The organism is Jatrophihabitans sp. (assembly GCF_051960575.1).
In the GTDB taxonomy this organism is placed as follows: domain Bacteria; phylum Actinomycetota; class Actinomycetes; order Mycobacteriales; family Jatrophihabitantaceae; genus JBQCEE01.
In genome coordinates this window covers 13,064-30,939 of record NZ_JBQCEE010000393.1, presented here as the reverse complement: position 1 = coordinate 30,939, position 17,876 = coordinate 13,064, and the positions used below count along the sequence as shown (strand labels likewise).

The window sequence follows — 17,876 nt, the reverse complement described above, 5'->3', positions numbered from 1 at the left end:
CGCTCGAGCAGGTCGGCGCGGTAGCGCCGGTCGCTGTCGCCGTGCAGGTGGGCGAGCAGGTCGAGCACCTGCTGCCCGGTCAGCGCCGGCCACAGCGAGACGTCGTTCGGCACGGACGCGAGCCGGCGGTGCGCGACCGCGGCGTCACCCCACGCGTCCCGACCGAAGATCCGCGCCGACCCGGCCGTCGGCCGGATGAGCCCGAGCAGCAGCTGGATCGTCGTCGACTTGCCCGCGCCGTTCGGACCGAGGTAGCCGAGCACCTCGCCGCGCTCGACCCGCAGGTCGAGGTGGTCGAGGGCGAGGGTGCGCCCGAACCACTTGGTGAGCCCGACGGTCTCGATGGCCGGCGCGGACGTCGCGCGGCCGGATCTCGCACCGACCACGACCTGCGGGGCCGGCGGCGTGGCGTCGACCGTGGTCATCCGCGCAGGCGGAACGGCGGGTACTCGTCGGTCAACAGCCCGACGTAGGCCTGCACCCGCCACGTCCAGCGCGAGACACCGACGACGTAGTCGCGCACGCCGGCGGGGTAGCGGCCGGTGGCGACGACGGCGACCCCGGCGGCGAGCACCGCGAACACCGTGCCGACCCAGAGCAGTACGAGCACGAGGTAGTGCGGTAGGGCGAGCAGCCACTTGTAGAGCGGCGCCCACCGGGCGAGACGTTCGGGGTAGCGGATCGCCACCTGCGTGTGCGGCTCGACGCCGTCGTCGGCGGCGCCGACGGTGAAGTCGAACGGCGGGTAGTCGCCGTGCAGGAAGGCCGCGTAGCTGAGGGCCCGCCACTCGTAGCGCCACGTCATCACGATGGCGTCGAACACAGGCCGCGGGATCCGCCGTGTGACGAGCACCGTCACCAGGCTGATGACCGTGAGCACGCCCCGCAGCGAGCTCAGCACGTTCGCGACGGCCAGATGGGGGATCGCCAGCAGCCACTGTACGAACGGCCGCCACCGTGCCATGCGGCCGTCGTCGTGGAACTCGAGGGTCGCGGGGTACTGCCACGACGCCGTCATGATCGGCTCCTCTCCCAGGCTCTGCGAACACTGTCGCCGACGGGCGCCCGCCGTGGCCCGGGCCGAACGGGGGCGGCGGGTCCTGTCCGTGTCCGCGGTGCGCGGGCCGCCGACGGTCCGATCGACCCTGCTCGACGGCCACGGGTGCGGTCATGGTCGGGGCACCGACGCGGACGGAGCGGGCGATGCGGATCGGGTTGATCGCACCACCATGGGTGACGGTGCCGCCCGTGACCTACGGCGGCACCGAGGCGGTGGTCGCCGACCTCGCGACCGCGCTGCGGCTGCGGGGCCACGAGGTGCACCTCTTCACGGTCGGCGCCTCCCGCTGCCCGGTCGTGCGACACCACCTGTTCGCCCGGCCGGCCGAACCGATGGGCGAGGGGCTGCGCGAGGCCGCGCACGTGCTCGCCGCGTACGAGGTCATGGCCGACCTGGGCGTCGACGTGGTGCACGACCACACCACCCTCGGCGCGCTCGTCGGCGCGCACCGGCTCGCGGCGTCCGTGCCCGTCGTGCTCACCAACCACAACCTCTTCGACGCGGACATGCGGCGGGTGCTGCTCCCCGGCGCCGGCAGAGCACAGGTGGTGGCGGTCTCGCGCGCCCATGCCGCGACGGCGCGACCGGTGCCGGTCGACGCCGTGGTGCCGCACGGGATCGATCTGCAGACCTACCGTCCCGGCACGGAGCGGTCCGGCGGCTACCTCGTCTTCGTCGGCCGCATGGCGGAGGAGAAGGGTGTGCACCTCGCCGTCGAGGTCGCGCGGCGTGCCGGTCGACCGCTGCGGATCATCGCGAAGATGCGCAGCGAGGACGAACGCACGTACTACGCGCGTCGCATCGAACCGCTGCTCGGGCCCGACGACCCGCGTCCGGAGGAGCTGCCGCTGCCGCAACGGATCGCCGTGCTGCGCGGGGCGGACGCGCTCCTCGACCCGATCCGGTGGCCCGAGCCGTTCGGCCTCGTGATGGCCGAGTCGCTCGCGTGCGGGGTGCCGGTGATCGGGTCGCCGTTCGGCGCCGCGCCCGAGATCGTCGAGTCGGGCCGCACCGGCTTCCTGTGCCAGGACGTCGATCAGATGGTCAGCGCGGTGCACCGGCTGCCGGAGATCGACCGGCACGTCTGCCGGGCGGCCGCCGTGCGGCGCTTCGACCGTGACCGCATGGCGCGCGACTACGAGGCGGTCTACGCGAGGGCCATCGCGCGACGGTCGGGCGGTCGGCCCGGGCGCGCGCCGCAGCCGGTGCGCGAGGCGGCCGGATGAGCGTCTTCGGGGACAACCGCGCCGAGCGCCCCGGTGCCGAGCAGGTGACACTCGTCGAGGGGTCGTCGTTCTGCGTGGGTGACCGCACCGGCGACCTCGGCCGCAGCCGGGCCCAGGGACTGTTCGTGCGTGACCTGCGCCTGCTCAGCCGCTGGGAGCTGACCGTCGACGGCGCGGCCCTGCTGCCGCTGTCGGTGCAGTGCGACGTGCCCTTCGCCGCCACCTTCCTCGCCCAGCCGGCGCACGCCCCGGACGGCGGCCCGCTGCCGCTGGTCGTGCGGCGACGCTACGTCGGCGACGGCATGCGCGAGGACATCGTCATCCGCAACGACACCCACCGCACCGTGACCTGTCGGCTCGAGCTCGCCGTCGGTGTCGACCGGGCGGATCTCTTCGCGGTCAAGAGCGGGGCCATGGACCACGCCGCCGACACCGTGCGCGTGACCGACCCGGCCGAGCTGCGCAGTGTCGGCGACGACCCGGCGACGTCGGTGACCGTGCGCAGCACGACCCCGGGGGCGACCGCGGACGGCTTCGCCTGGAACGTGGTGGTGCCACCGCGCGGACGGTGGTCGACCGCGCTCACCGTCGAGCTGGTGCTGGCCGGACGCCCCCTGGGACTGCAGCACGCACCCGGCCAGGCGCTCGAGTACTCGGTGCCGTCGCGCGAGCTGGACGCGTGGCGGGCGGCGATGCCGCGGCTGCACACGCCCGACCGGCGGCTGGCCGCCCTGCTGCGTCGCTCGGTCGAGGACATCGGGGCGCTGCGCATGCGCGATCCCGAGCACCCCGACCGCGTCGTCGTCGCCGCCGGAGCCCCGTGGTTCATGGCCCTGTTCGGACGCGACGCGCTGCTCACCGCCTGGATGGCGCTGCCCGTCGACGCCCGGCTGGCGCTCGGCACGCTGCAGACCCTCGCCGAACGCCAGGGGCGGGCCGACGACCCGGTGACCGAGGAGCAACCCGGCCGCATCCTGCACGAGGCGCGGCTGGGCCGCGGGGCGACGGTCTTCGGTGGCGCGGGCGCCTACTACGGCAGCGTCGACGCGACGGCCCTGTTCGTGCTGCTGGCCGGCGAGGTGCGGCGGTGGCGCGGGCCCGAGGGGGCGACCGACGAGCTGCTGCCCGCGGTCGACCGCGCGCTCGGCTGGCTGCGATCACACACCGACCGCGGCGACGGCTTCGTGACCTACGCCCGGTCGTCGCCGCACGGGCTGGTCAACCAGGGCTGGAAGGACTCGTGGGACGGGATCTCGTTCGCCGACGGCACCCTCGCCGAGCCGCCCATCGCGCTCGCCGAGGTGCAGGGGTACACCTACGCGGCCTACCGCGCCCGCGCGAGGTGGGCCGAGCAGGACGGCGAGGTCGCGCTGGCTGCGGCGTGGGACGACCGCGCGACCCGGCTGCGGGACGCCTTCGACGCGAGGTTCTGGCTGCCCGAGCACCGGCGCTACGCCGTCGCCCTCGACGGGGCCGGGCGCGCGGTCGACGCCCTCGCGTCCAACATCGGGCACTGCCTGTGGTGCGGGATCGTGCCCGACGAGCACGCGGCACCGACGGCCGCAGCGCTGGTGTCACCGGATCTGTTCTCGGGCTGGGGCGTGCGCACCCTCGCCACCTCGATGGGCGCCTACGACCCGCTGAGCTACCACAACGGGTCGGTGTGGCCGCACGACACCGCGCTGGCCGTCGCCGGGCTCATGCGGTACGGCTTCGTCGACGAGGCCCGCCGGATCGCCTCCGGCCTGCTGGACGCGGCGACGCGGCTCACCCGCCTGCCCGAGCTGTTCGCCGGCTTCGCACGCTCGACCTTCCACGAGCCGGTGCCGGTGCCGGCCGCGTGCTCGCCGCAGGCGTGGGCCTCGGCCGCGCCGCTGCTGCTGCTGCGGTCGTTGCTCGAGCTCGAGCCGGACGGCCCCGACGGCCCGACCGCCCGGGCGACGGCCGTCCCCACCGAGTGGTTGCCGCTCTCCCTGCGCGGGGTGCCGCTGCGCGGTCACTGGCTCGACGTCACCGTCGATGCCGATCGCGCCGTGGTCGTGCTGCCGACCGGCCGACCCGCCTGACCGGTCGCGTCCCGCGTCAACCGGTCGGTGGTGGTGCGGATCGCCGTCTCGAGCACCGCGCGGCGACGGCGCGGGTCCATCACGTTGTGACCCATCACGGCGAGGTCCTCGACGGTCGGGCCGAGCACGCGCACGGTGCGCCCCGACCGCACCAGCCGCGCGACCTCCTGCTGCAACCGGCGGGTCAGGTGACCGCGCAGCCGGCGCTCGACCCATCCGGGCAGCGTCTCGGCCGGCGCGCAGTCGAACATCGACATCGGGGCCAGCACGAGCACCTCGTCGACCGGGGCGTCGACGACGAGGTCGGCGTTGGTCACCGACACCGCGCCGCCGTCGACGTAGCTGCGGCCGCCGACCGTCACCGGCGGGAAGTACCCGGGCGCCGCGCAGGACGCGACGACCGCATCGGCCAGCGGCACCTGCGGCGCACCCGCCCGCCCGAAGACGGTCAACCGGCCCGCGGGCACCTCGGTGGCGGTGATCCACAGCTGCGGCTCGACGGGCCAGGCGCGTCCGACGGTCTCGCGCTCGACGAACGCGTGCACCGGCGCCAGCGTGCCGCGCCCGCGGGGCGCGAGCGCGGCGGCCATCGTCATCAGCGGGTACCGCAGCGGGTGGGTGACCACGCGGGCCGCCATCCGGGCGCTGCTCGGCAGCAGCACCGGCGTGGGGATGTTCCCCAGTGCGTCGTCGACGAAGTCGTGGACGTCGAGCGCGTTCACCGGGGCCGTGCCCACGAGGTCGGACGGGAGGTCACCGGCCACCCGTTCGGCCAGACCGAGCGGTGTGTGGCCCAGCGCGAGCAGGGCAGCGAGGATGCTGCCGGCCGAGGTGCCCACGAGCAGGTCGACCTCGGCGGGTTCGAAGCCCTCGACCTGGTGCAGTGCACACAGCGCCCCGACGGTCCACGATGCGCCGAGGGCGGCACCGGCCCTGAGCACCAGCGCCGTGCGGTGCCGTGTGTCGTACCCGCCCATCGGACCCCCTCAGCGAATGTTGTGACGCCGGCGTCAGCCGGTGTGCCCGGTCATCGCCCTCGTCGCCGGCAACGGCGCATGCCCCGGCAGCAGCATCTCGTCCAGGCGTCGGCGCGGGGTCGGTGGCACGGCGGGGGCGCGCCCGATGCGCAGCAGCACGGTCGGGTGCGTGGTGAGGCCGAGTGCCGCCCGCAACTGGGCGTTCGTCGACCGCACCTCGATCGCCTGGGTGAGCGGGCTGGCCCAGAAGCCGCGCCGCGTGATCTCCAGCCAGACCCGCTGCAGCGCCTCGCCCGCCTTGAGCCACGAGAGGGTGTCGAGGCGCTCGGTCGTCAGCAGCACCAGGCACTGGTGCGAGTCGGACTCGCTCGACGTCGGCAGCCAGCCGTTGTGCCGGCTGTCGAAGGCGCGCACGGGCAACGGGTCGAGGCTCGCCGTGCGGTCGTCCGGCACGTGGGGCACCGACCGGGCCTGCACGCCGTCACGGCGGGCCGGGTCGTCGGTCGTCCAGAACGCCAGCTCGGCCCGGTAGTCGGCGTCGGCGTTCTCGATCTCGTCGGCCCGTCGCGACAGGGCGGCGGCGAGCCTGCGGTGCCGTTCCTTGCCCAGGACGAGCAGACCGGTGGCCTCGGCCTCGGCGGCGGCCACCAGGTCGTCGAGCACGTCCGCCGGCACCGTTTCGTCGGCATAGGCGCGCCGATTGGTGTGCCGCATCGGGATGTATTCGGCGTAGCGCGCGACGGGCAGGTAGGTGCGGGGCGGCCCGACGGTGACCCGGGCGAGCAGCGTCGGATCGGCCGAGTTCGGCAGGCGCTGCACGAGCGGGCTGTAGCCCGCTGCCGCGAGGGCGACCCGCACGTTGAACAGGGCGCACCCGCAACTGATGGTGAGCTGGCGGCCGAACGGGTCGAGCACCTGCAGCCGACGGTCGCGATCGGCGTGCAGCTCGAGCACGCCGTCATCGATACGGAACCGCCACGGTTGCGTGTTGTGGATCGACGGCGCCAACAGGGCCTGGCGGGCCGCGTCCAGCATCAGTTCGAGCACTGCTCCTCCGCTCACTCGTCCGGCGCGCCGGTCGGCACGACGGCCACCGGGCAGACCGCGTGGTGCAGCACGCCCTGCGTCACCGATCCCAGCGCCAGCAGCGGCCGCCGGCCGTACCGGCGGCTGCCGACGACCAGGAGGGCGGCGTCGGCCGACGCGTGCGTCAACTCGCGCACGGTCTGCTCGGCGACGACGTCCGCCGTGACCTGCACGTCCGGAAACTCGCTGCGCCAGCCGGCGATGGTCTCGCCGAGGTCGGGGGCCAACTCCTGCTCGAGCAGGCGCGCGTAGCTGCCGTGCGGCGTGGTCAGCGGATCGGGCCGGGCGCACAGCACGATGCGCAGGCGCGCACCCATTCGCGACGCCTCGCCGAACGCGAACTGCAACACCTGTTGTGCCGCGGGGGAGAGGTCGACGCCCGCCACCACGAGGTTCCGCTCGACCTCCGGCGCGGCCGTCGGCCGGACGACGACCAGCGGGCACGCCGCGCTGCGCGCCAGCGCGCTGCTGACCGAGCCGAGGAACCAGCCCCTGATCGTCCCCAGGCCGCGCGACCCGGTGACCATGACCGCCGCGTTCGCCGAGCACCGGGTGAGCTCCTTGGCGGGGTCGCCCACCAGCACCTCGGCCGCCACCTTCATCGTCGGGTACCGCAGCCGCACGTCGTCCGCGGCCTCCTCGACGACGGTCGCCGCGCGGTGCCGCAGGTACTGCGCGAGATCCGACTCCGGCTCGAAGCCCAGCTCGTCGGCGGGGTCGTAGCAGGTCACCGCGCGCAGCGGGGCATCACGCCGCGCGGCCGCCCGTGCGGCCCAGTCGATCGCGTCCACCGCCCTGCTCTCGGGGTCGATGGCGAGCACGACCTCGGTGGGCGCGGGCGAGCCGTGCCGCTGGTCCTGGCTGTCCATGTCGACCTCCCCGTGCCGGTTGTCCTCGTCCTGAGCCTCGCCCGGGACGACCGCGGCCGGGCAGGGTCCAGTGACCTCCCGGCGACCCGTGCCGGTCCCGGCCGGCTCACCCGTCGACGTGCAGGACGGCGGCGCCGCGGTACCTGCCGTGGGCGAGGTCGGCCAGGGCGCGGTCCGCCTGCGCCAACGGGTACGCGCACGTCGTGGCGGTGATGCCGTGCCGGCCGGCGAGCCGGAGGAACTCGGCACCGTCGGCGCGCGTGTTCGCGGTGACGCTGCGCAGTTCCCGCTCGTCGAAGACCTCGTCGGCGTACCGCAACGTCGGGATGTCCGACAGCCAGATGCCGGCGACGGCGAGGATGCCGCCCGGGCCGAGCGCCCGCATCGCCACCGGCACGAGTTCGCCCGCGGGGGCGAAGAGCACGGCCGCGTCGAGCGGCTCGGGCGGCGCGTCGGCCGCCTCGCCGACCGAGTCGACGCCGAGCTCGCGTGCGAGCGCGCGGTTCGCGGCACCGCGCGTCAGCACGTGCACCCGGAGGCCCTCGTGCAGGGCCAGCTGTGCCGCCAGGTGTGCGCTCGCGCCGAAGCCGTAGATGCCGAGTGACCCGCCCGGCGGCGGCGCGGCCCGGCGCAGCGCCCGGTAGCCGATGATGCCGGCGCACAGCATCGGGGCGGCCCGCTCGTCGGCCAGGCCGTCGGGGATGCGGTAGGCGTACTCCGCGCGCGCCACGACCTGCTCGGCGTACCCGCCGTCGACGTCCCAGCCGGTGAAGCGGGCCCGTCGGCACAGGTTCTCGCGACCCGACCGGCACCAGCGGCACTGTCCGCAGGTCGATGCGAGCCAGGCCACGCCGACCCGGTCGCCGACGGCGAGGTCGGTCACGCCCGGGCCGACGGCGCCGACGACACCGACGACCTCATGGCCGGGTGTCGCGTCCGGACGCCGCGGGGCCAGGTCACCCTCGGCGAGGTGGAGGTCGGTGCGGCACACGCCGCAGCAGCGGACGCGGACGAGCACCTCGCCCGCGCCGGGGACCGGGGCCAGCCGGTCGACCTGCACCAGCGGGCCGCCGTCGACCGGGCCCGGCCGGTGCACGACCCAGGCCCGCACCGCAGCCGCCGGCCGGGTCAGAAGCGGAAGACGATGCGCGCGGGCACCTCGCCGGACAGCACCTCGTCGATCGCCTCGTTGACCTCGTCCAGCTTCCGCTCGACGGCGACGATCTTGGTGCGGCCGGCGGCGTGCAGCGCGAAGACGTCGGCCAGGTCGTTGCGGGTGCCGACGATCGAGCCGATGACCTGCTTGCCCCCCAGCACGCAGTCGAAGATCGGCACGCTGACCGCGGCGTTGTCCGCGGGCAGCCCGACGAGCACGAGCCGCCCGCCGCGGCCGAGCGAGCGGTACGCCTGCTCGACCGACGACGCGTTGGCCGCGAGCGCCACCGCCACGTCGGCCCCGCCGAAGGCCTGGATGGCGGCGACCGGGTCGGTGCGGCTCGCGTTCACGAGATGGTCGGCGCCGAGGTCGCGCGCCATGGCCAGCTTGGTGTCCTCGACGTCCACGGCGATCACGATGCCGCCGGCGATGCGGGCGTACTGCACCGCGAGGTGGCCGAGGCCGCCGACGCCGAAGATGGCGACCTTGTCGGCGGGCGCGACGCGGCCGACCTTGATCGCCTTGAAGGTGGTGACCCCGGCGCACGTCAGCGGCGCGGCGTCGTGCGAGCTCACCGCGTCGGGCACGGGCGTCGCGAAGGCCGCCGGCAGCACGGCGTACTCGGCGAAACTGCCGTTCACGCTGTAGCCCGAGTTGTGCTGCTGCTCGCACAGGGTCTCCCACCCGGCGATGCAGTGGCGGCACGCGCCGCAGGCGTACCCCAGCCAGGCGATGGCCACCCGTTGGCCGACGGACCGCTCGGTGACCCCGTGGCCCAACCGTTCGACGTGGCCGACGCCCTCGTGTCCGGGGACGAACGGCGGCGTCGGACGCACCGGCCAGTCGCCGTGCGCGGCGTGGATGTCGGTGTGGCACAGCCCGCTGGTCTCCATGCGCACGAGCACCTCACCGGGGCCCGGCTCGGGGATCGGCAGCTCCTGGATCTCGAGCGGGGCGGTGAAGCTGGTGACGACGGCGGCGCGCATGCAGGGCTCCTCGGACGTGGTGGACGGTCAGTCGGTGTGGGTGAGGTGGCGGGGCCGGAGGTCGGTGCCGGCGTGCCGCTCGGGCGCGATCGCCTCGAGCAGCAATCGTCGTTCGGCGACGGCGATCGAGTGCCGCACCGCGTCCGCGGCATCGGGGTTGACCGACACGGAGGTGATGCCGAGGCGCACGAGGAACTCGGCGAACTCGGGCCGGTTCGACGGCGCCTGCCCGCACAGGGACGAGGTGATGCCCGCGTGCTGGCAGGCCCGCACGATCCGCTCGATGGTGTCGAGCACCGCGGGGTCGGCCTCGTCGAACAGCTCGGCGCAGACCTCCGAGTCTCGGTCGACCCCGAGCACCAGCTGGGTCAGGTCGTTGCTGCCGATCGACACGCCCTCGATGCCGAGCTCGGCGTAGGTCGGGATCCAGTAGGCGACCGACGGCACCTCGGCCATGACCCACACCGGCAGCCGGTGGGCGGTCGGGTGCTCGCGCACCAGGTGCAGGCAGCGTTCGAGCTCCCAGGCCGTGCGCACGAACGGGATCATCAGCCGCAGGTTCGGCGTCTCGGCGGCGACCGCGCCGAGCACGTCGAGCTCGAGCCGGAACAGGTCGGGCAGGTCGACGTACCGGAAGCAGCCGCGGTACCCGATCATCGGGTTCTCCTCGTGCGGCTCGAACCGCTCGCCGCCCTCGAGGTTGCGGAACTCGTTCGAGCGGAAGTCGATGCTGCGGTACACCACCGGCCGCGGTGCGAACGCGCGGGTGATCGTCAGCAGCGACGCGGTCATCGCCTCGACGAAGACGTGCTGCTCGCCGCGCTCGATGAGCAGGCGCGGGTGCACGCCGTGCAGCGCGTCGGCGACCATGAACTCCGCCCGCAGCAGCCCGACGCCGTCCACACCGGTGGCGGCGACCTCCTCGGCGCGTTCGGCGACGGCGAGGTTGACGTAGAGCCTGGTCGCGATCGTCTCGGCCGCGGGTGTGCCCGCCGACGTGGCGGGCGGGGCGACGGCCTCGGCGGTCCGCACCGGTGCGCCGCCGATGACCAGGCCACGGCCGCCGTCGACCGTCACGACTTCGTCGTCGTGCAGGTCGCGCGTGGCCGTGTGGGTGCCGACGACGCACGGCAGGCCGAGTTCGCGGCTGACGATCGCGGCGTGGCAGGTCGCCCCGCCGCCGTCGGTGACGAGGGCGGCGGCGCGGCGCATGACCGGCACCCAGTCCGGGCTGGTCATCGGTGCCACGAGCACCTCGCCGGCCTGCAGCCTGCTGCCCTGGTCGGGCGAGGTCAGCACGCGCACCCGCCCGGACGCGATACCGTGCGACGCGGCGAGCCCCCTCGCGACGATGCGGCCGACCTCGGCGGCGTCCGTCGGCCCGGAGGACCCCTCGGTGGCGGCATCGCCACCCGTGCCGAGTGTCGTGATCGGACGCGACTGCACCAGCCACACGCGTCCGCCGGCCTCCGCCCACTCGATGTCCTGCGGGCAGCCGTAGTGCTGCTCGACGCCGCGCGCGAGGTCGGCGAGGTGCACGATCTGCTCGTCGGCGAGTACGCGGGCATCGCCGACCACCGGGTCGAGGGCGATCTCGAGGTCCGACCCGCCGGCGTCCCGGATGATCTCGTGGTCCTGGCGCCCGATGCGGGTCGAGGTGATGCGGAGCGACGCCTTGTCGACCCGGTAGGTGTCCGGCTCGACGGCACCGCTCACGATCGCCTCGCCCTGGCCCAGGATGGCCTCGACGACGATGGTGTCGGTGTCGCCGCTGACGGGGTCGGCGGTGAAGGCGATGCCCGACCGTTCGCTCGGGATCATCAGCTGCACGATCACCGCGATGGTGGGCTCCTCCTCGACGCCGGTCGAGGCCCGGTAGGCGAGTGACCGCGCGCCGTAGAGCGACGCCCAGCAGTCGACGATGCGGGCGAGCACGTCCTGCTCGCCCGCCACGTTGGTGAAGGTGGCGTTCATGCCGGCGAACGACGAGGCGCCCGAGTCCTCGCTCGTGCCCGACGACCGGACCGCGACCCGTGCATGCGCGCCGAGGCGCCGGTAGGCGCCCGTGATCTCGGCCGCGGCCTCCGCCGGGAGGTCGACCGACCGGATGAGCGCCTGCGCCTCGGCGCTGGTGACGCCGAGTTCGGCGTCGTCGTCGCTGTGCAGGCCGGCACGCAGGGCGACCAGCTTCTCGCGCACCGCGGCGGCGTCGATGGCCGCGAGGTAGGCCTCGGCCGTCACGACGAAGCCTGTCGGGACCGGGAAGCCGGCCCCGACGAGCTCGCCGAGGTTGGCCCCCTTGCCGCCCACCTGGGCGACGTCGGCGAGCGACAGCTGATCGAACCAGCGCACGGTCGTCACGGTTGCGGTCCCTTCGGTCCGGGCGCGACGACACGGCGTCGCGACGGACACAGCGTCGACCCGGGCCGCCGGGGTGGGCAGGGCCCAATGGACCGGCGGCCTCCCGGGGCCGACCCGGGCGGCGACGGGCCGCCCGCGGACGGATCGGGCCGCACCCTGTCCGTTCGGCACTGCTCGCGTCCGACGGCCGCGCCGAGAGTGGGCGGGACACCCCCCGGAGGAGGACACCATGACCAAGCCCGACCGCGAGCGTCCGCACATCGTCGTCGGTGTCGACGGGTCGCCGGGCTCGAAGGACGCCCTGCGGTGGGCGGCCCGGCTCGGCAGCGCCCTCGACGCACGCATCGACGCGATCACCTCGTTCGAGATCACCTCCACCTACGGCTGGAGCGGGCTGCCGCCCTACGAGCCCGAGATCGCCGAGAAGCTGCTGACCGAGGCCGTCGACGAGGTCTTCGGGAGCGATCGTCCCGCGGGGCTGCGACTGCTGGCCGAGACCGGCTCGCCCGCGTACGCCCTGATCCAGGCGTCGCACACGGCGCTCATGGTGATCGTCGGTTCGCGCGGCCACGGCGGCTTCACCGGCCTGCTGCTCGGCTCGGTGAGCGCGAAGGTCGCCGAGCACGCGGCCTGCCCCGTGCTCGTCGTGCACGGCACCGCTGCGACCACGGCGGCGACGTCGTGATCCGGGTCGGCGTCAACGGGCTCGGCCGGATCGGCCGGGCGTACCTGCGGGCGGTGCAGGAGGACGCCGACATCGAGGTGGTGGCCGCGAACGACCTGGCCGACACGGCGACCCTGGCCCGCCTGATGCGGCACGACAGCACGTTCGGCACCTGGCAGCACGAGGTGCACGAGCTCGGCGACGCGCTCGACGTCGACGGGCACAAGGTGTCGGTCACCGCCCACGCGTCGCCGGCTGAGATCGCTTGGGGTGCCCACGGTGTCGACGTGGTGATCGAGGCGACGGGCCGGTTCCGCACCCGGGAGGCCGCCGCCGTGCACCTCGGCTCGGGCCCGCGCAAGGTCGTGCTGTCGGCCCCCGGCAAGCACGTCGACGCGACGATCGTCATGGGGGTGAACGACGACCGCTACGACCCGCTGCGGCACCACGTGATCTCGAACGCGTCGTGCACGACGAACTGCGTCGCGCCGATGGTCAAGGTGCTGGACGACGTCTTCGGGGTGCAGCGCGGCTTCATGACGACGGTGCACGCCTACACGAACGACCAGAACGTGCTGGACGGCCCGCACAAGGACCCGCGGCGTGCCCGCTCGGCCGCCGTCAACATCATCCCGACCACCACCGGGGCGGCCCGGGCGGTCGGTGAGGTGGTGCCCTCGGTGCGCGGGCTGCTCGACGGCGTGGCGCTGCGCGTGCCGGTGGTCGACGGGTCGCTGGTCGACCTCGCGGTGCAGCTGCGCGAGGAGATCTCGGTCGAGGACGTCAACGCCCTGTTCGAGGCGAACTCGGTGTACGGGCCGCTCGCCGGTCGCGTGAAGTACAGCACCGAGCCGATCGTCTCCAGCGACGTCATCGGCGACCCCGCGTCCTGCATCTTCGACGCGCCGTTGACGCAGGCGTCCGGGCATCTCGCCAAGGTGTTCGGCTGGTACGACAACGAGTGGGGGTACACCGCACGCCTGGTCGAGCTCACCCGCCTGGTCGCGTCGTCGTGACGGCCGCCGACCGCAAGACCTCCTACGACGTGCGCCTGCACGGTCGTGGGGGACAGGGCGTGGTCACCGCGGCGGTGATGCTGTCGATGGCGGCGTTCCGGCAGGGCAGGTGGGCACAGGCATTCCCACTCTTCGGGGCCGAGCGCATGGGCGCACCGATCATGGCGTTCTGCCGGATCGGCGACGAGCCGATCCGCGCGCGCGAACCGGTGACGGCACCCGACGCGGTCGTCGTGGCCGACGCGGGGCTCGTGCACACCGTCGACGTCACCGAGGGGCTCGTGCCGGGCGGGCTGCTGCTGGTGAACAGCGCGCGCACGCCGGCCGACCTGCTGTCCGACCGCGTGCGGGCGACGCAGGCACGCGTCGTGTGCGTCGACGCCGCCGGGATCGCCCGCCGCCACCTCGGCCGGCCGCTGCCGAACATCGCGCTGCTCGGGGCGTTCGCCGCGCTGACCGGCGTCATCGGCCTGCCCGCGCTCGACGACGCGGTGCGGTCGCGGTTCGCCGGTGACCTGGTCGCCGCGAACATCGCCGCCGCTGCCGACGCCTACGACGCGGTGGGGGCACGCGTCGATGCGTGAGCAGATCGAGGGTTCGCGCGCGATCGCCCGCACGGTCGCGCGGTGCCGGCCGTCGGTCGTGCCGGCGTACCCGATCACGCCGCAGACGCACATCGTCGAGGCGCTGCTGACGATGATCCGGGCGGGCGAGCTGCCGGCGTGCCGCGCGATGACCGTCGAGTCGGAGTTCGCAGCGATGTCGGCGGCCATCGGCGCCGCCGCGGCCGGCGTGCGCACCTACACGGCGACCGCGAGCCAGGGGCTGCTGTACATGGCCGAGGCGCTGTTCAACGCGTCCGGGCTCGGGATGCCGATCGTCATGACCGTCGCCAACCGCGCGATCGGCGCGCCGATCAACATCTGGAACGACCACAGCGACGCGATGAGCCAGCGCGACTGCGGCTGGGTGCAGCTGTACGCGCAGGACAACCAGCAGGCCGTCGACCTGCACGCCGTGGCCTTCGCGCTCGCCGAGCGACTGTCGGTGCCGGTCATGGTCTGTGTGGACGGGTTCGTGCTCACGCACGCCGTCGAGCCCATCGAGCTGCCCGACCAGGCGGTGGTCGACGCCTTCCTGCCGGCGCTGCTGCCCGGACAACGGCTCGATCCCGACGAACCGATGACCATCGGCGCGATGGTCGGGCCGGAGGCGTTCACCGAGGTGCGCTGGCTCGCCGACTGGAACCTGCGGCGGGCGGTCGAGGAGTTCACCGCACTCACCACCCGCTGGTGGTCGCTCACCGGACGCGCGAACCACGCGATCACCCCGCACCGGGTCGAGGGGGCCCACACGGTGCTGGTCACGCTCGGTTCGATCAGCGGCACCGTCGCCCAGGTGCTCGAGGACGAGCCGGGTCTCGGCCATCTCGTCATCGGCCTGTACCGGCCCTTCCCGGCCGACGCCGTGCGCACGGTGCTGCGCGATGCGGAACGGGTGGTGGTGCTCGAACGCGCGCTCGCGCCGGGCGCCGGCGGCCCCGTGAGCGCCGACGTGCGCGACGCCCTCGCCGGCCTGCCCGTCACCGTCTCGACGGTCGTGGCCGGCCTCGGCGGGCGTCCGGTCACCTCGGCGTCGGTGCGCCGGTTGGTCGACGACCTGCGCGCGGGCACGCTGCCCGCCCGGTCGTTCCTCGACCTGCACGGCGACGTGGTCGCACGCGAGCGTCGGCGTGCCGCGGAGCTGACGTCATGACCACCCCCGTGCGGCTCTACCAGGTCGGCACCCGCGCCGTCGGCAACCGCCTGCTGCCCGAGGCCGAGCGCACCGACCAGGCCGACCCGCACCGTCCGAACAGCCTCACGTCGGGCCACCGCGCCTGCCAGGGGTGCGGCGAGGCGCTCGCGGCGCGGTACGTGCTCGACGCCGCCTACCGCGCGGCCGGCGGCAGGCTCGTCACCGTGAACGCCACCGGCTGCCTCGAGGTGTTCTCGACGCCGTTCCCCGAGACCGCCTGGCAGGTGCCATGGCTGCACTCGCTGTTCGCGAACGCCGCCTCGGTGGCCTCCGGGGTGGCGGCCGCGCTGCAGGCCACCGGCCGCGACGACGTGCGCGTGCTCGCGCAGGGCGGCGACGGCGGCACCGTCGACATCGGCCTCGCCTGCCTGTCGGGCATGTTCGAGCGCAACGACGATGTCCTCTACATCTGTTATGACAATCAGGCCTACATGAACACCGGCGTGCAACGCAGCGGCGCGACCCCGCCGGCGGCGCGCACCGCCACCACCGAGGCGGTCGGGCCGGCGCCGGGCAACGACTTCGGCACCGGGAAGGACCTGCCGCGCATCGCGATGGCGCACGGCATCCCGTACGTCGCGACGGCCACCGTCGCCGAACTCCACGATCTCGAGGCCAAGGTGCACACGGCGATGCGGTTGCGCGGGGCGCGCTACCTGCACGTGCTCGTGCCGTGCCCGCTCGGCTGGGGCAGCGCGCCCGCCGACACGGTGCTGCTCGCCCGCCTCGCTCATCGCACGGGCCTGTTCCCCGTCTTCGAGGCCGAGCACGGCGAGCTCACCTCGGTGCTGCCCGTGCGCGACCCGCTGCCGGTCGACGAGTACCTGCGGCGCCAGTGCCGGTTCGCCCACGTGCTCGCACCCGAACACCGGTCGGAGCTCGAGGCGCTGCAGCGTCTCGCCGACCGCAATCTCGCCCGCTTCGGCGGGCGCCGCCCGGAGGGTTGAGCCGTGGCCAGACCGTTCGCCGTCACCCTCGACGTGCTGTCGAGTCTCAACAACCACACCGGTGCCTGGCGCACCGAGCGGCCGGTCTACGTCAGCGGGTTGCCGCCGTGCACCCACGCCTGCCCGGCGGGGGAGCAGGTGCGCGAGTGGCTCTACACCGCCGAGGACGGCGGGTACGAGGCGGCCTGGCGGTCGCTGGTGGCGGTCAACCCGCTGCCGGCGGTGATGGGCCGGGTCTGCTACCACCCGTGCGAGACGGCCTGCAACCGCGCGCAGCTCGACTCGTCCGTGGGCATCAACGCGGTCGAACGCTTCCTCGGCGACCGCGCGCTCGACGAGGGCTGGCGGCTGCCGGCCCCGGGGGCGGAGACCGGCCGCCGCGTGGCGGTCGTCGGCGCCGGCCCGGCCGGCCTGTCGGCGGCCTACCACCTGCGCCGGCTCGGGCACCACGTCACGCTGTTCGACGCCGCACCGGTCGCCGGCGGCATGATGCGTGCCGCCATCCCCACCTTCCGCCTGCCGCGCGACGTGCTCGACGCCGAGGTGTCCCGACTCGTGGGGCAGGGCATCGAGTTCGTCGGCGGCCACACCGTCGGTGACGCCACCGCGCTCACCTCGTTCGACGCCCGCGTGCTCACCGTGGGCGCCCAGCTCGCCCATCGGGCGTACGTGCCGGCGTCCCAGGCGGTGCGGGTGGTCGACGCGCTCGACCTGCTGCGTGACGTCGCGGCGGGCGACCGCCCGTCGCTCGGGCGCCGAGTGGTCGTCTACGGCGGCGGCAACACGGCCATGGACGCCGCACGCACCGTGCGCCGGCTCGGGGCGGACGACGCCGTGCTGGTCTACCGCCGCACGCAGGCGCAGATGCCCGCCGCACCGGAGGAGTTCGCCGACGCGGTCGCCGAGGGCATGACCACCCGCTGGCTGCGCACGATCACCGGTGCCGAGGCGGGCGAACTGACGATCGAGCGGATGCGCCTCGACGACGACGGCCGCCCGGTGCCGACCGGCGAGTACGAGCAGCTGACCGCCGACACCGTCGTGCTCGCGCTCGGCCAGGACGTCGACCGGGCACTGCTCGACACCGTCACCGGCCTGCAGGTCGAGGACGGTCTGGTCACCGTCGACGCCGGCTTCGCCACCACGGTGCCGGGCGTGTTCGCCGCGGGCGACGCGACCGGCACCCACCGCTCGGTGACGACGGCGCTCGGCCAGGGACGCGTGCTGGCGGAGTCCGTCGACCGTTGGCTCACCGGCGTGGCGGCGCCGGTCGAGGCCGCGCCGGCGCCGACACCGGTGCCCTTCGAACGGCTCAACACCTGGTACTCCACCGACGCGCCGGCAGCGCTGCGTCCGACGCTCGAGGCGGCGCGGCGGGTGCACGACTTCGCCGAGGTGACCGGTGGCCTGGACGAGACCACCGCGCTCGCCGAGGCGCGGCGATGCCTGTCATGCGGGAACTGCTTCGACTGCGACAACTGCTACGGCGTCTGCCCGGACAACGCGATCTCGAAGACCGACACCGGGTACGTGATCGACCTCGAGTACTGCAAGGGCTGCGGCCTCTGCGTCGCCGAGTGTCCGGCCGGTGCGATCGACCTGGTGCCCGAACCGACCTGACCCGTGCCGCACGGGACCGCGACAGGCCCCCGCCACTCCGTCCGA

General features: G+C 74.3%; 16 protein-coding genes. 8 read left to right on the top strand and 8 right to left on the bottom strand.

Annotation, left to right across the window (positions count from 1 at the left end):
* Together ACTHMS_RS22125 and ACTHMS_RS22120 are read right to left on the bottom strand one after the other, a co-directional pair.
* A partial coding sequence (locus ACTHMS_RS22125) for an ATP-binding cassette domain-containing protein (protein ID WP_440308823.1) occupies positions 1-425 on the bottom strand: 425 nt, incomplete at its 3' end.
* Positions 422-1,018, bottom strand: coding sequence for a DUF4389 domain-containing protein (locus tag ACTHMS_RS22120; protein WP_440308822.1), 597 nt, complete (start codon positions 1,016-1,018; stop codon positions 422-424). The genes ACTHMS_RS22125 and ACTHMS_RS22120, both read right to left, overlap by 4 nt.
* A gap of 185 nt (positions 1,019-1,203) precedes the next feature.
* Here ACTHMS_RS22120 and ACTHMS_RS22115 point away from each other — a divergent pair, with 185 nt between their 5' ends.
* The gene (locus ACTHMS_RS22115; RefSeq protein WP_440308821.1) at positions 1,204-2,286 is read left to right on the top strand and encodes a glycosyltransferase family 4 protein; all 1,083 of its coding nucleotides are present in this window, start codon (positions 1,204-1,206) and stop codon (positions 2,284-2,286) included.
* The gene (locus ACTHMS_RS22110; RefSeq protein ID WP_440308820.1) at positions 2,283-4,352 is read left to right on the top strand and encodes an amylo-alpha-1,6-glucosidase; all 2,070 of its coding nucleotides are present in this window, start codon (positions 2,283-2,285) and stop codon (positions 4,350-4,352) included. Before ACTHMS_RS22115 ends, ACTHMS_RS22110 begins: the two co-directional genes overlap by 4 nt.
* Here ACTHMS_RS22110 and ACTHMS_RS22105 read toward each other — a convergent pair.
* From ACTHMS_RS22105 to ppsA, 6 genes are all read right to left on the bottom strand, one after another.
* Positions 4,283-5,329, bottom strand: coding sequence for a patatin-like phospholipase family protein (locus ACTHMS_RS22105; RefSeq protein WP_440308819.1), 1,047 nt, complete (start codon positions 5,327-5,329; stop codon positions 4,283-4,285). The two genes, ACTHMS_RS22110 and ACTHMS_RS22105, sit on opposite strands and share 70 nt — an antisense overlap.
* Before the next feature lie 33 nt (positions 5,330-5,362).
* Complete coding sequence (locus tag ACTHMS_RS22100) at positions 5,363-6,376, bottom strand: Acg family FMN-binding oxidoreductase (protein ID WP_440308818.1); 1,014 nt, start codon at positions 6,374-6,376, stop codon at positions 5,363-5,365.
* 11 nt (positions 6,377-6,387) lie between these two features.
* Positions 6,388-7,284, bottom strand: coding sequence for a universal stress protein (locus ACTHMS_RS22095; RefSeq protein ID WP_440308817.1), 897 nt, complete (start codon positions 7,282-7,284; stop codon positions 6,388-6,390).
* Positions 7,285-7,390: 106 nt separating this feature from the next.
* Entirely contained in the window at positions 7,391-8,395 is a 1,005-nt protein-coding gene (locus ACTHMS_RS22090) for a zinc-dependent alcohol dehydrogenase family protein (protein WP_440308816.1), read from the bottom strand.
* A 17-nt stretch (positions 8,396-8,412) separates the two neighbouring features.
* Positions 8,413-9,426, bottom strand: coding sequence for an alcohol dehydrogenase catalytic domain-containing protein (locus ACTHMS_RS22085; protein ID WP_440308815.1), 1,014 nt, complete (start codon positions 9,424-9,426; stop codon positions 8,413-8,415).
* A 27-nt stretch (positions 9,427-9,453) separates the two neighbouring features.
* Positions 9,454-11,787, bottom strand: a complete 2,334-nt coding sequence (ppsA, locus tag ACTHMS_RS22080) for a phosphoenolpyruvate synthase (protein WP_440308814.1) — start codon at positions 11,785-11,787, stop codon at positions 9,454-9,456.
* Between the two features lie 229 nt (positions 11,788-12,016).
* Between ppsA and ACTHMS_RS22075 the strand changes: the two genes are divergently transcribed.
* Genes ACTHMS_RS22075 through ACTHMS_RS22050 form a run of 6 tightly spaced genes read left to right on the top strand, consistent with a single transcriptional unit; the run spans position 12,017 to position 17,831 of the window.
* On the top strand, positions 12,017-12,472 hold the full coding sequence (locus ACTHMS_RS22075; protein WP_440308813.1) for a universal stress protein: 456 nt from the start codon (positions 12,017-12,019) through the stop codon (positions 12,470-12,472).
* Positions 12,469-13,467, top strand: a complete 999-nt coding sequence (gene gap / locus ACTHMS_RS22070; protein ID WP_440308812.1) for a type I glyceraldehyde-3-phosphate dehydrogenase — start codon at positions 12,469-12,471, stop codon at positions 13,465-13,467. Before ACTHMS_RS22075 ends, gap begins: the two co-directional genes overlap by 4 nt.
* On the top strand, positions 13,464-14,051 hold the full coding sequence (locus ACTHMS_RS22065; RefSeq protein WP_440308811.1) for a 2-oxoacid:acceptor oxidoreductase family protein: 588 nt from the start codon (positions 13,464-13,466) through the stop codon (positions 14,049-14,051). Before gap ends, ACTHMS_RS22065 begins: the two co-directional genes overlap by 4 nt.
* Complete coding sequence (gene porA / locus ACTHMS_RS22060; protein ID WP_440308810.1) at positions 14,044-15,222, top strand: pyruvate ferredoxin oxidoreductase; 1,179 nt, start codon at positions 14,044-14,046, stop codon at positions 15,220-15,222. Before ACTHMS_RS22065 ends, porA begins: the two co-directional genes overlap by 8 nt.
* Complete coding sequence (locus tag ACTHMS_RS22055; protein ID WP_440308809.1) at positions 15,219-16,211, top strand: thiamine pyrophosphate-dependent enzyme; 993 nt, start codon at positions 15,219-15,221, stop codon at positions 16,209-16,211. The genes porA and ACTHMS_RS22055 overlap by 4 nt, the downstream gene beginning before the upstream one ends.
* A gap of 3 nt (positions 16,212-16,214) precedes the next feature.
* Positions 16,215-17,831, top strand: a complete 1,617-nt coding sequence (locus tag ACTHMS_RS22050) for an NAD(P)-binding protein (RefSeq protein ID WP_440308808.1) — start codon at positions 16,215-16,217, stop codon at positions 17,829-17,831.
* The last annotated feature ends 45 nt before the right edge of the window (positions 17,832-17,876 follow it).

Coding starts and splice junctions, on each gene's coding strand:
- ACTHMS_RS22095 (WP_440308817.1), bottom strand. CDS start 7,284: ATGGACAGCCAGGACCAGCGGCACGGCTCGCCCGCGCCCACCGAGGTC.
- ACTHMS_RS22105 (WP_440308819.1), bottom strand. CDS start 5,329: ATGGGCGGGTACGACACACGGCACCGCACGGCGCTGGTGCTCAGGGCC.
- ACTHMS_RS22055 (WP_440308809.1), top strand. CDS start 15,219: ATGACCACCCCCGTGCGGCTCTACCAGGTCGGCACCCGCGCCGTCGGC.
- ACTHMS_RS22115 (WP_440308821.1), top strand. CDS start 1,204: ATGCGGATCGGGTTGATCGCACCACCATGGGTGACGGTGCCGCCCGTG.
- porA (WP_440308810.1), top strand. CDS start 14,044: ATGCGTGAGCAGATCGAGGGTTCGCGCGCGATCGCCCGCACGGTCGCG.
- ACTHMS_RS22110 (WP_440308820.1), top strand. CDS start 2,283: ATGAGCGTCTTCGGGGACAACCGCGCCGAGCGCCCCGGTGCCGAGCAG.
- ACTHMS_RS22075 (WP_440308813.1), top strand. CDS start 12,017: ATGACCAAGCCCGACCGCGAGCGTCCGCACATCGTCGTCGGTGTCGAC.
- ACTHMS_RS22085 (WP_440308815.1), bottom strand. CDS start 9,426: ATGCGCGCCGCCGTCGTCACCAGCTTCACCGCCCCGCTCGAGATCCAG.
- ACTHMS_RS22120 (WP_440308822.1), bottom strand. CDS start 1,018: ATGACGGCGTCGTGGCAGTACCCCGCGACCCTCGAGTTCCACGACGAC.